Source organism: Burkholderia sp. AU28863 (assembly GCF_002223195.1).
Classification (GTDB): Bacteria; Pseudomonadota; Gammaproteobacteria; order Burkholderiales; family Burkholderiaceae; genus Burkholderia; species Burkholderia sola.
The window spans coordinates 67,714-81,467 of sequence record NZ_NKFE01000006.1; the positions used below are offsets into that span (position 1 = coordinate 67,714).

Annotated in this window: 11 protein-coding genes; 5 read left to right on the plus strand and 6 right to left on the minus strand. The window is 68.1% G+C overall.

The window, feature by feature from the left end:
• Positions 1-39 precede the first annotated feature (39 nt).
• On the plus strand, positions 40-1,509 hold the full coding sequence (gabD, locus tag CFB81_RS26880; protein ID WP_089437182.1) for an NADP-dependent succinate-semialdehyde dehydrogenase: 1,470 nt from the start codon (positions 40-42) through the stop codon (positions 1,507-1,509).
• Positions 1,510-1,625: 116 nt separating this feature from the next.
• On the opposite strand, the gene CFB81_RS26885 is transcribed toward gabD, so the two are convergent.
• Together CFB81_RS26885 and CFB81_RS26890 are read right to left on the minus strand one after the other, a co-directional pair.
• A complete protein-coding gene (locus tag CFB81_RS26885) occupies positions 1,626-3,170 on the minus strand; it encodes a PAS domain-containing methyl-accepting chemotaxis protein (RefSeq protein WP_089437183.1) in 1,545 nt (514 codons plus the stop codon).
• 412 nt (positions 3,171-3,582) lie between these two features.
• Positions 3,583-5,127, minus strand: a complete 1,545-nt coding sequence (locus tag CFB81_RS26890) for a PAS domain-containing methyl-accepting chemotaxis protein (protein ID WP_069621534.1) — start codon at positions 5,125-5,127, stop codon at positions 3,583-3,585.
• A 525-nt stretch (positions 5,128-5,652) separates the two neighbouring features.
• Here CFB81_RS26890 and CFB81_RS26900 point away from each other — a divergent pair.
• Both CFB81_RS26900 and CFB81_RS26905 read left to right on the plus strand, forming a co-directional pair.
• On the plus strand, positions 5,653-6,213 hold the full coding sequence (locus CFB81_RS26900; RefSeq protein ID WP_089437185.1) for a GNAT family N-acetyltransferase: 561 nt from the start codon (positions 5,653-5,655) through the stop codon (positions 6,211-6,213).
• Between the two features lie 68 nt (positions 6,214-6,281).
• Positions 6,282-6,809, plus strand: a complete 528-nt coding sequence (locus tag CFB81_RS26905) for a DUF523 domain-containing protein (protein ID WP_089437186.1) — start codon at positions 6,282-6,284, stop codon at positions 6,807-6,809.
• Positions 6,810-6,910: 101 nt separating this feature from the next.
• Here CFB81_RS26905 and pcaF read toward each other — a convergent pair whose 3' ends face one another.
• Complete coding sequence (gene pcaF, locus CFB81_RS26910; RefSeq protein ID WP_069621538.1) at positions 6,911-8,113, minus strand: 3-oxoadipyl-CoA thiolase; 1,203 nt, start codon at positions 8,111-8,113, stop codon at positions 6,911-6,913.
• Between the two features lie 227 nt (positions 8,114-8,340).
• Between pcaF and CFB81_RS26915 the strand changes: the two genes are divergently transcribed.
• Positions 8,341-9,129: an IclR family transcriptional regulator gene (locus tag CFB81_RS26915; RefSeq protein WP_069621740.1), complete on the plus strand. Its 789-nt coding sequence runs from the start codon at positions 8,341-8,343 to the stop codon at positions 9,127-9,129.
• Between the two features lie 229 nt (positions 9,130-9,358).
• On the opposite strand, the gene CFB81_RS26920 is transcribed toward CFB81_RS26915, so the two are convergent.
• Together CFB81_RS26920 and CFB81_RS26925 are read right to left on the minus strand one after the other, a co-directional pair.
• Positions 9,359-10,474 (minus strand): succinylglutamate desuccinylase/aspartoacylase family protein, encoded by a 1,116-nt coding sequence (locus CFB81_RS26920; protein WP_089437188.1) that lies wholly within the window; start codon positions 10,472-10,474, stop codon positions 9,359-9,361.
• A gap of 55 nt (positions 10,475-10,529) precedes the next feature.
• Entirely contained in the window at positions 10,530-11,303 is a 774-nt protein-coding gene (locus tag CFB81_RS26925; protein WP_089437189.1) for a transporter substrate-binding domain-containing protein, read from the minus strand.
• 136 nt (positions 11,304-11,439) lie between these two features.
• On the opposite strand from CFB81_RS26925, the gene CFB81_RS26930 reads away from it, so the two are divergent.
• Positions 11,440-12,360: a LysR family transcriptional regulator gene (locus CFB81_RS26930; RefSeq protein ID WP_069621541.1), complete on the plus strand. Its 921-nt coding sequence runs from the start codon at positions 11,440-11,442 to the stop codon at positions 12,358-12,360.
• A 46-nt stretch (positions 12,361-12,406) separates the two neighbouring features.
• Here the strand turns inward: CFB81_RS26930 and CFB81_RS26935 are convergent, their stop codons facing one another.
• The gene (locus CFB81_RS26935) at positions 12,407-13,738 is read right to left on the minus strand and encodes an MFS transporter (protein ID WP_089437190.1); all 1,332 of its coding nucleotides are present in this window, start codon (positions 13,736-13,738) and stop codon (positions 12,407-12,409) included.
• Positions 13,739-13,754 lie beyond the last annotated feature (16 nt).

A 13,754-nucleotide genomic window follows, 5' to 3' on the forward strand; every position in this document is an offset into this window, starting at 1 on the left:
GGCCGTTTTCATCCGTCCTTTTCATAGCAGGCGATTCATATGAGCACCGTTCAGGAAACCCTGGCACTGAAAGATCCGTCGCTGTTCCGCCAGCAGGCGTACATCAACGGCGAATGGCAACGCGCGTCGAACGGCGAGTCGTTCGACGTCCGCAACCCGGCCACCGGCGGCCTGCTCGGCACCGTGCCGGCGATGGGCGCGGCCGAGACCCGTCACGCGATCGAAGCCGCGAACGCCGCCTGGCCGGCGTGGCGCAAGAAGACCGCGAAGGAACGCGCGGCGATCCTGCGCAAGTGGCACGACCTGATGATGGAAAACGCCGACGACCTCGCGCTGATCCTGACGACCGAGCAGGGCAAGTCGCTGGCCGAAGCGAAGGGCGAGATCGGCTACGCGGCGTCGTTCCTCGAGTGGTTCGCGGAAGAAGGCAAGCGCGTGTACGGCGACACGATCCCGACGCCGGCGAGCGACAAGCGCATCGTCGTGACGAAGGAAGCGATCGGCGTGTGCGCGGCGATCACGCCGTGGAACTTCCCGGCGGCGATGATCACCCGCAAGGTCGGCCCGGCGCTCGCGGCAGGCTGCCCGATCGTCGTGAAGCCGGCCGAAGCGACGCCGTTCTCGGCGCTCGCGATGGCCGTGCTGGCCGAGCGCGCGGGTGTGCCGGCCGGCGTGTTCAGCGTCGTCACGGGCGACCCGAAGGCGATCGGCGGCGAACTGACGTCGAACCCGATCGTGCGCAAGCTGTCGTTCACGGGCTCGACGCCGGTCGGCCGCCTGCTGATGTCGCAATGCGCGGCGACGGTCAAGAAGGTGTCGCTGGAGCTCGGCGGCAACGCGCCGTTCATCGTGTTCGACGATGCCGATCTCGATGCGGCCGTGCAGGGCGCGATCGCGTCGAAGTACCGCAACAGCGGGCAGACGTGCGTGTGCACGAACCGCTTCTACGTGCATGAAGCCGTGTACGACCAGTTCGCGCAGAAGCTCGCGGCGGCCGTCGGCCAGTTGAAGGTCGGCCGCGGCACGGAGCCGGGCGTCACGCAGGGCCCGCTGATCAACGAGGCGGCCGTGCTGAAGGTCGAGGCGCACATCGAGGACGCGCTCGCGAAGGGCGCGACCGTCGTGACGGGCGGCAAGCGCCACGCGCTCGGCCACGGCTTCTTCGAGCCGACCGTGCTGACGGGCGTCACGCCGGCGATGAAGGTCGCGAAGGAAGAGACGTTCGGGCCGCTCGCGCCGCTGTTCAGGTTCGGCAGCGACGACGAAGTGATCCGCCTCGCGAACGACACCGAGTTCGGCCTCGCCGCGTACTTCTACAGCCGCGACATCGGCCGCGTGTGGAAGCTGGCCGAAGCGCTCGAATACGGGATGGTCGGCGTGAACACGGGCCTGATCTCGAACGAAGTCGCGCCGTTCGGCGGCGTCAAGCAGTCGGGCCTCGGCCGCGAAGGCTCGCACTACGGCATCGACGACTACGTCGTGATCAAGTACCTCTGCCTCGCCGTCTGACGGTTCGGGGCCTGCCGCCTCGGCGACAGGCCCTGGCCGCCCGGCTGGAACCGGGTGGCCCGACGCGGGCCGGTACCCCTCTCCGTCGCGCCCGCGTCACCTTCCCCCTCCCGCGATCAGCGGAATACGTTCACCGCCTCGACCAACCGCGTCGCCTGCTGCTTCAGGCTTTCCGACGCCGCCGTGCTCTGCTCGACCAACGCCGCGTTCTGCTGCGTGATGTTGTCCAGGTGTACGACCGCCTGGTCGACCTGCGCGACCCCCGTGCTCTGTTCGGCCGTCGACGAGCTGATCTCCGCGATCAGGTCCGACACGCGCTTCACCTGCGTGACGATGTCCTCCATCGTCTTCCCGGCGCCATCGACGATCCGCGCGCCCGACTCGACCCGCTCGACGCTCGCGCCGATCAGCGTCTTGATCTCCTTCGCCGCGTTCGCGCTGCGCTGCGCGAGCGCGCGCACTTCGCCGGCCACCACCGCGAAACCGCGCCCCTGATCGCCCGCGCGCGCCGCCTCGACCGCCGCGTTCAACGCGAGAATGTTGGTCTGGAACGCGATGCCGTCGATCACGCCGATGATGTCGGCGATCTTGCGCGAGCTGTCGGTGATGTCGTTCATCGTCGCGACGACTTCGTTCACCGCCTGTCCGCCGCGCTCGGCCGCCTCGCTCGCGGACACCGACAACTGATTCGCCTGCAGCGCCGTCTCCGCGTTGCTCGACACGGTCGCCGTCATCTCGGCCATCGACGCGGCCGTCTGCTGCACGCTCGTCGACGCCTGTTCGGTACGCGCGCTCAGATCGTTGTTGCCTTGCGCGATCTCGTTGCTCGCGCGCTGCACGTTCAGCACCTGCTCGCTGACGTCGTCCACGAGCCAGCGGAACATCAGCCCGAGCTGGTTGATCGTGCGCAGCGTCATGCCGATCTCGTCGACGCGGTTCATCCGCACGCCGCTGCGGCTTTCGCCGGTCGCCACCCGCAACGCCTCGTCGCGCAGTTGCCGCAGCGGCCGCACGATCTGCGCGTCGAGCCATAGCCCGGCCGCCGCCGTCACGCCGACCGCCGCACCGGCAAACGCCGCGAGCCCGCCGCCGGTCAACCCGGCCGCCCAGCCGGCGCCGATGACGGCCGGGGAAAGCACGCACAGCGTCGACACCAGCCGGGCCCGCACCGACATCGTCTGGAACAGCGACGCGACGCGCATCGCGCCCGTGCGGACGATCAGTCCCTTGTGGAACCGGCGGCTGCCGGCCTTGCCTTCGCGGAAATCGCGATACAGCGCCTCGGCGGCCGCGATCTCGTCGCGCGTCGCCTTCGTGCGCACCGACATGTAGCCCTTCGGCTGCCCGTTGCGCATCACCGGAATCGCGTTCGCGCGCACCCAGTAGTGATCGCCGTTCTTGCGGCGGTTCTTCACGAGCGCGGTCCACGGCTCGCCGCCCTTGAGCGTCGCCCACATGTCGGCGAACGCTTCCTTCGGCATGTCCGGATGCCGCACCACGTTGTGCGGCTGGCCTTCGATCTCCTCGGGAGAAAAGCCGCTGACCTGGATGAACGCCGCGTTCGCGTACGTGATGTGGCTGTCGACGTCTGTCGTCGACATCAGCGTCGCATCATCGGCAAATTCGAATTCGCGTTGCGTGACAGGCTGGTTGTTGCGCATGGTGTGGAGCTCCGGGTGACGGATCTTGCGTCCGTTCGTCGATTGATTCGAGACTCCACGCATGGCGATCGATTCGCCTGCGTGTGAGTCGACTCCTGCGCTTTCGGCAAATTCGGCGAAAACATGATGCCGTATTCGGGTAAATATGCATTAAAGATGCATGAACGTGTTTTTGCCGAATGATTTATTTATGGATAAACCGGAATGGGTGACCGGACAACGGCCTGACGGCCACTCGCCCGATCGTTCAACGTAATGTGCTCGGCCCGATTTAACGCACAACGATAAAGTCGTAAATACGAATATTTCGCGTTTGGCGTCATTCGATTGAATTCGCCAATCCGGACATGTGCCGTGCGCGACATGCCGGATTCATCGATCGAATCCGCACGTCGCGCACGCTTGCCACCCTTCACCTGAACACGTTCACCGCATCCACGAGCCGCGTCGCCTGCTGCTTCAGGCTTTCCGACGCCGCCGTGCTCTGCTCGACGAGCGCCGCGTTCTGCTGCGTGATGTTGTCCAGGTGTACGACCGCCTGATCGACCTGCGCGACCCCCGTGCTCTGTTCGGCCGTCGACGAGCTGATCTCCGCGATCAGGTCCGACACGCGCTTCACCTGCGTGACGATGTCTTCCATCGTCTTCCCCGCGCCATCGACGATCCGCGCGCCCGACTCGACCCGCTCGACGCTCGCGCCGATCAGCGTCTTGATCTCCTTCGCCGCGTTCGCGCTGCGCTGCGCGAGCGCGCGCACTTCGCCGGCCACCACCGCGAAACCGCGCCCCTGTTCGCCCGCACGCGCGGCCTCGACCGCCGCGTTCAGCGCGAGGATGTTGGTCTGGAACGCGATGCCGTCGATCACGCCGATGATGTCCGAGATCTTGCGCGAGCTGTCGGTGATGTCGTTCATCGTCGCGACGACTTCGTTCACCGCCTGTCCGCCGCGCTCGGCCGCGCCGCTCGCGGAAACGGACAGCTGATTCGCCTGCCGCGCCGTCTCCGCGTTGCTCGACACGGTCGCCGTCATCTCGGCCATCGACGCGGCCGTCTGCTGCACGCTCGACGCGGCCTGTTCGGTGCGCGCGCTCAGGTCGCTGTTGCCCTGCGCGATCTCGTTGCTCGCGCGCTGCACGTTGTGCACCTGCTCGCTGACGTCGTCCACGAGCCAGCGGAACATCAGCCCGAGCTGGTTGATCGTGCGCAGCGTCATGCCGATCTCGTCGACGCGGTTCATCCGCACGCCGCGCCGGCTCTCGCCGGTCGCGACGTTCAGCGCCTGCTCGTGCAGCCGCTTCAGCGGTTGCACGATCTGCGCGTCGAGCCACAGCCCGGCCGCGGCCGCCACGCCGACCGTCACGCCGGCAAACGCCGCGAGCCCGCCGCCGGTGAGCCCGCAGGCCCACCCCGTGCCGACGACGGCCGGCGCCAGCACGCACACTGCCGCATGCACGCGCGCGCGCACCGACATCGTCTGCGGCAGCGAAGCGATCCGCAACAGCCCGGTGCGGATCACGAGCCCCTTGTGGAATCGGCGCCGGCCGGCCTTGCCGTCCCGAAACGCGCGATACAGCGCGTCCGCGGCTGTGCTCTCGTCGCGCGGCGCCTTCGTGCGCACCGACATGTAGCCCTGCGGCGCGCCGTCGCGCATTACCGGAATCGCGTTCGCGCGCACCCAGTAGTGGTCGCCGTTCTTGCGGCGGTTCTTCACGAGCGCGGTCCACGGCTCGCCGCGCCGCAGCGTCGCCCACATGTCGGCGAACGCCTCCTTCGGCATGTCCGGATGGCGCACCACGTTGTGCGGCTGGCCGACGAGCTCCTCGTTCGAGAAGCCGCTCACCTGCGCGAACGTCGTGTTGGCGTAGGTGATGATGCTATCGGCATCGGTCGTCGACATCAGCGTGACGTCGTCGGGAAAATCGAATTCCTGTTGGGTAACGGGCTGGTTGTTGCGCATGCAAGGCTCCGAAAGGCGGATCTGTCGTCCGCGCCGCGCTGAAATCGCGCTCAGTAGCCGAAAAACGGTTGTTCGCTTTACGACACTCTCGTCCTTACTGTCGGCAGTTCACCGGCAAACCTTAATTCCGATGCGGATAAAACGGGCAACCCGGCCATTACCATGATTTGGATCAAATAATCCGGCGATAATTACCGCGCACGTTATCTGGCCGTCACGGAGCGCCGCATGGCATTGACAATGCCGGCGGCCGTTGCGCGCAGCGAAACGATTGACCTATCCTGCGCCATTCCACTGGAATTCGAATTCGATGAAAAAGGCATTGCATGAGCTGAATCGGCTGTCCCGGAATACCGCGACGGCCGCGCATGAGCGTCGTCAACGCGCTCAGGCCGCGTTTTTCCGGAATGGCGGCGCCACGCGGTTTCCGGGACAACGCGAACCGGACGGCTATCGGATGGCGCCGCCTGACGGCATGCCGCGCCTGCCGCTGACGGGTACGATCGCCGCGCACCGGAGGGCCGCATGACGCGCCGCACGGCCGCCGAACGCGACGCGCTGTCGGCCCGCCCGCTTGCGCGCGACGACATCCCGCTCGTATGGACCATCGACCGGCGCGAAATCATCGAACACCTGTACGTGCTGCGCGACCGCACGCTGCATCTCGTGCCCGAGTTCTACGACGTGGCCGGCTGGCCCGACGGCGAAGCCGATCACTACACGCCGATCCTGCTCGATTGCCACGACCGCGGCGGCTGGTTTCTCGGCAGGTTCGACGGCGCGCGGCTCGTCGCGGCAGCGGTCGTCGACAGCCGGCCGCTCGGCCCGCAACGCGACATGCTGCAACTGAAGTTCCTGCACGTAAGCCACGACTGGCGCGGCTGCGGGCTCGGCGAACAGCTCTACCGCACGGCCCGCGCGCAGGCGCGCGCGATGGGCGCCGAGCGGCTTTACGTGTCGGCCACGCCGTCGCAGCGCACGATCGATTTCTATCTGCGGCTCGGCTTCACGGTCAGCGCGTCGCCCGATCCCGAGCTTTACGCGCTCGAGCCCGAGGACATTCATCTGGAAGGGCCGACGGCCTGACGGCCGGCACGCGGATCGAGCGTGGAATTTTCCGCTCCGCCACGGCCGCCACGACACGGAGCACGATATTGAACGACGACCCGCCACCGCCTGCCACGCCGAAGATCCTCGTCAGCATGTGCGTGGCCGGGCATCCGGTCCGTTACAACGGCTCGGCGAAGACCGCCGCGCACACGGCGCTCGAACGGTGGCGGCGCGAAGGGCGTCTCGTGGCGATCTGCCCGGAACTCGCCGGTGGCCTCAGCGTGCCGCGCCCGCCTGCCGAGATCGCCGGCGGCGCATCGGGGCAGCAGGTGCTGGCCGGGCACGCACGCATCGTCGACGTGAACGGCGTCGACGTGACGGCGCCGTTCATTGCCGGCGCGCGGACCGCGCTGGCCGTCGCGCAAGCACACGACTGCCGCTTCGCGATTCTCGCCGACGGCAGCCCGTCGTGCGGCAGCACGTTCATTTACGACGGAAGTTTCGAGAGCCGGCGGCACGCGGGCGCCGGCGTCACGGCCGCGCTGCTGCGCGAGCACGGCATCGAGGTGTTCGCGGACACCGAGATCGATGCGCTCGATGCACGTCTCCGGCAATTGTCGCGGGCCGGTTAACGACGCTGGGCGGCACGAGACACCTCGTGCCGCCCAGCGTGGGGGGACACGGCGCAACGGTGAAGCGGTGCGTATCCGGCCGCTTCACCGCATCACGCCGCTCACACGCGTTCGATCGCGATCGCGATGCCCTGGCCGACGCCGATGCACATCGTGCACAGCGCAAAACGGCCGTTCGTGCGATGCAACTGATACATCGCGGTGGTCACGAGGCGCGCACCCGATGCGCCGAGCGGGTGGCCGAGCGCGATCGCGCCGCCGTTCGGGTTCACGCGCGGATCGTCGTCGGCGACGCCGAGCATGCGCAGCACCGCGAGGCCCTGCGACGCGAACGCTTCGTTCAACTCGATCACGTCGAACTGGTCGATCGTCATCCCGAGCCGCGCGAGCAGCTTCTGCGTGGCGGGCGCCGGGCCGATGCCCATCACGCGCGGCGCGACGCCGGCCGTCGCGATCCCCAGCACGCGGGCGCGCGGCGTCAGGCCGAAGCGCTTCGCGGTTGCCTCGTTCGCGAGCAGCAGCGCGGCGGCGCCGTCGTTCACGCCCGACGCGTTGCCGGCCGTGACCGAGCCGTCCGGGCGCACGACGCCCTTCAGCTTCGCGAGCGCCTCGAGCGACGTTTCACGCGGATGCTCGTCGCGCGACACGATCACCGGATCGCCCTTCTTCTGCGCGATCGTGACCGACACGATTTCTTCGGCGAGCGTGCCGTCCTGCTGCGCGCGCGCGGCCTTCTGCTGGCTGCGCAGCGCGAACAGGTCCTGATCCGCGCGGCTGATGTGGTAATCGACCGCGACGTTCTCGGCGGTTTCCGGCATCGAATCGACGCCGTGCAGTTGTTTCATCAGCGGATTGACGAAGCGCCAGCCGATCGTCGTGTCGTAGATGTCGGCCTGGCGCGCGAACGCGCTCGCGGCCTTGCCCATCACGAACGGCGCGCGCGTCATGCTCTCGACGCCGCCCGCCACCATCAGCGCGGCTTCGCCCGACTTGATCGCGCGCGCGGCCACGCCGACCGCATCCATCCCCGAACCGCACAGGCGGTTGATCGTCGAACCCGGCACGCTTTCCGGCAAACCCGCGAGCAGCGCCGACATGCGCGCGACGTTGCGGTTGTCCTCGCCGGCCTGGTTCGCGCAGCCGTAGATCACGTCGTCGATCGCCGCCCAGTCGACGTCACGGTTGCGCTCGACGAGCGCCTTGAGCGGCACCGCGCCCAGATCGTCGGCGCGCACGCCGGACAGTGCACCGCCGTAACGCCCGATCGGCGTACGGATCGCATCACACAGAAAAGCTTCGGTCATCAGTGTCTCCGGTCCCATGGAAGGCTGGGAAATGAACAGGGCGCGCCCCTTGCATTGCCCGCCGGGATGCGCTTAAATGTTCTATATACGAACATAAGATCGTGTATCGAACGTTCAACGCATCATAGGGAGTGCAGGGACGACCTGTCAAGCGCGCGGTCCGCCGCGCGGTTGGCGTGTCGGGCCCCATGCGCTATCTTCTCGGCTGCACGACATTCCAGGCGCTCATGACAACCGACGATATTCAAACGAAACCCGGCGACTCCTATGTGCAGTCGTTCGCGCGCGGCCTCGCGGTGATCCGCGCGTTCGACGCGACGCGCCCGGAGCAGACGCTCACCGAGGTCGCGTCGGCCACCGGCCTCACGCGCGCGGGCGCACGCCGGATCCTGCTCACGCTGCAGACGCTCGGCTACGTCGAGGCCGACGGCCGGCTGTTCCGGCTCACGCCGAAGATCCTCGAGCTCGGCTTCGCGTATCTCACGTCGATGCCGTTCTGGAATCTCGCCGATCCGGTAATGGAGCAGCTGTCCGAGCAGATCCACGAAAGTTGCTCGGCCGCGGTGCTCGACCGCACCGAGATCGTCTACGTGCTGCGCGTGCCGACCCGCAAGATCATGACGATCAACCTGTCGATCGGCAGCCGGCTGCCCGCATACTGCACGTCGATGGGCCGCGTGCTGCTGTCCGCGCTCGACGACGCGGCGCTCGACGAAACGCTCGCGCAGAGCGGCATCCGCGCGCATACGCCACGCACGATCACAGACATCGGCGAGTTGAAGGCGGCGATCGCGCAGGCGCGCCAGCAAGGCTGGGCGGTGGTCGACCAGGAACTGGAAGTGGGGCTGATGTCGCTGTCCGCGCCGATCCGCAACCGGCGCGGGCAGATCATCGCCGCGATGAACATCAGCGGCAACGCGCAGCGGCATACCGCGAAGCAGATGGTGAAGGAGTTTCTCGGGCCGCTGCAGCAGGCCGCACAGACGGTGTCGGAACTGGTGGCGCGGCGCGGGTGAGCGGTTACTTCGCTCGTGGGATCGGCACGATGGGCATTCGCAGGTCGCGCGGATAAAAAGACGGGCGGCATTCGCCGCCCGCTCAACTCTCTGACTCTGCTTGCAACGTCCTTCTCACGGAACACGGAGCGCGCTCCGCATCACCCAATTTAGGGGCGCGGCAACGCCCGGTCAATTTGACGAGAACGAAATTGAGTGGCGCCGTTCGGACACGCGCCCGTCCCGGCACTCACGCACCCAGCAGCATCCCCTTGCGCACCGGCACCGTGCCCGTCACGCGGCCGAGCGGCGCGCCGGCCGTCACGAAGCGGATCGCGCGGCGCATGTAGAACACGCCGTCGGTCGCGCTCGAAATCGTCGTGACCGCATCCGTCAGCGGATCGACGATGTCGAACAGCGGATCGCCCGCGCGGATCGTCGCGCCGATCGCCGCGCGGTGCACGAGAATCCCGCTGACCGGCGCGTAGAACTGCTCGCTGCCCGCGAGCGGCGTGGCCGGCGCGGCCAGCGGCGGCAGCGGCGCCCGTTCGCCGCGCACCGCGCCGCACCACACGAGATAGTCGACGAGCGCGTCGGCGTCGCGTTGCGCGTATTCGTACGTCACGTCGCGCTGGCCGCGGCACTCGACCGTCACGGCCACGGTGCCGACCGCCATCGGCGTGCCGTCCGGCAAATGCGCGCGCAACCGCGACCACAGCAGGTGATGCGCATCGTCGAACGCGTGCCCGCCCGAATCCTCGGCGAGCAGCGACACCTGCGCACCGAGATACCGCGCGAGCGGTTCGACGTCCGGCCACGCGGTGTCGCTCGTGTACACGTGCATCACCGCTTCGAGCGAGCAATGCAGGTCGATCACGACGTCGGCATCGTGCGACAACTTCAGCAGCGCAAGCTGCAGCGCATCGAATTCGGTGTGCGGCGCGATTTCCGCGAGCGCCGCCCCGACGCATTCGCGCACGATCGCGCGATTGCGTGCGCCGTCGTCGCCCAGCCGGTCGCGCGCACGCGCGGCGATCTCCGCGAGCGGCAGGAAGCCGCGATTGAAGTTGCGGCCGCTCGCGAGGTCGAAACGGCCGATGAACTGCCCGAGCAGATGATGATTGAGGCCGACCGGGTTCGACACCGGCACGAGCACGATCCCGGCCGAGAGCCGGCCTTCCGCGTCGAGCTGCGCGAGGCGCTGCTTCAGCACGACCGCCGCGAGCATCGCGGGCGTCTCGTCCGCGTGCAGCGCGGCCTGCAGGTAGATCTTGCGGCCGCTGTCGGCAGGCCCGAAATGAAAGCTCGTGAGCGTGCGCTGCGTGCCGATCGACGGCGACAGGAGCGGCGTGGTGCGAATCTGCATCGATGATCTCGAACGGATGGAAACGGGGAATCGGAAGAACGGGCCGGCACGGCGCTCAATCGCCGTACGGGTTGAAATCGAAGTACTGCTTCGCGATCCGCTCGTACGTACCGTCCTTCAGCATCGATGCGATCGCGCCGTCGATCGACGCCTTCAGCGCGGCATCCGACTGCCGCATGCCGATACCGACGCCGCGATCGCCCATGTCGAGCGGCGCGCCGACAAACGCGAAACCCTTGCCGCGCGGCTGGCGCAGGAATCCGTAGTCGGCTTCCACGGCCCCGAGCAGCGCCGCGTCGAGGCGGCCGTTCACGAGATCGGCGAACACGTCGTCCTGGCTCTTGTACGGCACCACGCCGACGCCGGCCGGCGCCCAGTGCGCGAGCGCCCACGACTCGAACTGCGTGCCCGACTGCACGCCGACGCGCTTGCCGGCCAGCGACGCCGCCGTGCCGTCGAGCCCGCTGCCGGCCCGCGCGACGAGCCGCGACTTGAAGCGGAACAGCTTCGACGAGAACAGGATCTGCTTCTCGCGCTTCGCGGTGATCGCCATCGACGACAGGATCGCGTCGATCTTGCGCGCCTGCAGCGCGGGGATCATCCCGGAGAATTCGAGCTCGACCCACTGGCAGCGCAACTGCGCGCGGCGGCAGATTTCGTTGCCGAGATCGACGTCGAAGCCCTTCAGGCTGCCGTCGGGCGCTTTCGCATCCATCGGCGGATAAGTCGGATCGATGCCGAGCCGCACCACGTGCGCGTCGAGCGCGTACGCGGACGTGGCCGCCAGGCCAAGGCACAGGGAAACGAGCGGGACGAGGATACGTTTCATGGTCGACGATGGGCAGGAAGCGGGACACACGGCATGAGCCGGACTGCCTGCGATCGTAGAAGCCCGGGGCCAGCGCCGGAACCATCGGCTGACTTATCATGATCGGCATTTCCGATCACCGGCTTCGCTGCTTCCCATGGCGTTCACGCTGTCCCAGCTCCGCATCTTCCAGGCCGTCGTCGAGCACGGCAGCCTGCGCGCGGCCGCACGCGCGCTCGACCTCGCGCAAAGCGGCGTCACGCAGCAACTGCAGGGCCTCGAAGCAACGCTCGGCGCGACGCTGTTCACGCGCACCAATCGCGGGATCGTGCCGACGGCGGTCGGCCAGCGGCTGCTCGCGCGCTCCGGCTCGATCCTCGGCGAATGCGAGCAGGTCGAGCGGGAAATCCGTCAGTTGAGCGGCGCCTACGAAGGCACCGTCACGCTCGGCCTCGTGACCGAGCCGCTGATCGACGCGTTCGCCCCCGTGCTGACCGCGTTTCGCGCGCGCTTCGACAAGGTGGACGTGCACCTGCGCACCGGCACGTCGCGGATGATGATCGGCTGGCTGCGCGAAAGCGCGGTCGATTTCGCGATCGCGCTGGTCGCGAAGCAGACCGACACGACCGATCTCGCGGTCACGCCGCTGCGTACGTCAGCGCCGGTGGTCGTGTGCCGCAACGGGCATCCGGCGATGCATGCGCAATCGCTCGCCGAGCTGGCCGACTATGGATGGGTGTCGACGCGCTCGCCGAACCTGAGCGCCGATCCGGTCGTCAACCGGCTGCTCGCGTACTTCGACGCGCACGGCCAGCCGCCGCCGAGGATTCTCGCGACCGTCGAAGGGATGTTCGAGACGCTGCAGATCGTCACGCAGACCGATTCGCTCGCGCTCGAAACCGAGGCGATCACGCGGCACGGGCCGTTCGCCGGCGCGCTGGCGAAGGTGCCGGTGCGCGAACCGGCCGAAGCACAGGACGTGTGCCTGCTGCAGCGCGCGGCCGTGCCGCTGACGCCGGCCGCGCAGGAACTCGCGACGATGCTCGCGTCGTATCTGAGGGTGGTGCGCGGGCGGTAAGCGCGCAGGGCCGTGCCGCCGCCCGCATCGCGCATTGCGCGCCGGGTCAGTCCAGCGATTCCCGCGCCGTCTCGCGCAGCATCGCGACCGCGATCAGCGACAGCACCACGCACGCGGCCACGTAGCCGGCCGGCGCGAGCTTGCTGCCGGTCGTCTTCACGAGCCAGGTCGCGATCAGCTGCGACGTGCCGCCGAAGATCGTCACCGCGAGCGCATACGCGATCGAGATGCCCGTCGCACGTACGTGGCGCGGCAGCGACTCGCACATCAGCGCCATTTCCGACGCCGAACCGAGCGAATAGAACAGCAGCATCAGCGCGGTCAGCGGCAGGATCACCGACAGCGTCGGATGATGGTTCATCAGCCAGAACGCCGGGAACAGCAGCGCGACCAGCACGCCGCGGCCGACGAAGATCGGCAGGCGGCGACTGCCGAGCCTGTCCGACAGCCAGCCGAACAGCGGGCACGTGACCAGCATCACGCAGCCCGACGCGACGCCGACGAACATCGACAGCTTCATCGGCAGGCCGAGCGTATGGATCGCGTAGGTCGGCATGTAGAACGTCAGGATGTAGGTCGACACCGTGCCGCCCATCACCGTGAGCATCAGCAGCACCACCGTGCGCGTGTGCTTCGAGAACAGCTCGTGCAGCACGCCGCGCTCGATGCCGTGATGGCGGTCGCCGGGCGCGTCGTCCGCGAGCCGGCGACGCAAATACATGCCGACCGGCGCGATCAGCACGCCCACGAGGAACGGCAGCCGCCAGCCCCAGCCTTCGAGCGCGTCCTTCGTCATCGTGTTCGACAGCAGCGCCGCGAAGCCCGAGCCCATCAGCGCGGCGCCGCCCTGCGTCGCGAGCTGCCAGCTCGCGCGGAACCCGCGGCGCGACGTGCCGCCCTGCTCCAGCAGCGTCGATGTCGCCGCGCCGAATTCGCCGCCCTGCGAGAAGCCCTGCAGCAGGCGCGCGAGCACGACGAGCAACGGCGCGGCCACGCCGACCTGCGCATAGGTCGGCGCGATCGCGATCAGGCCGGTGCCGAGCGCCATCAGCATGATCGTCAGGTTCAGCGCGGCCTTGCGCCCCTTGCGGTCCGCATAGACGCCGAGCACGACGCTGCCGAGCGGCCGCGTGAAGAAGCCGGCGGCGAACGTCGCGACCGACAGCAGCAGCGACGTGGTCGGGTCGCTCGACGGGAAGAACAGCTTGCCGATCAGCACCGCGAAGAAGCCGTACACGGTGAAGTCGAAGAATTCCAGCCAGTTGCCGATCACGGCCGCCGCGATCGCGCCGCGCCGCGTGACGGCAGGTGCGCCCGGCGCGCCGGCTTCGGCCACGCCCGTCGGCGCGGGGTGCAGCGCGAGATGGTCTTTCTGCATCGCTATCCTCTTCTGT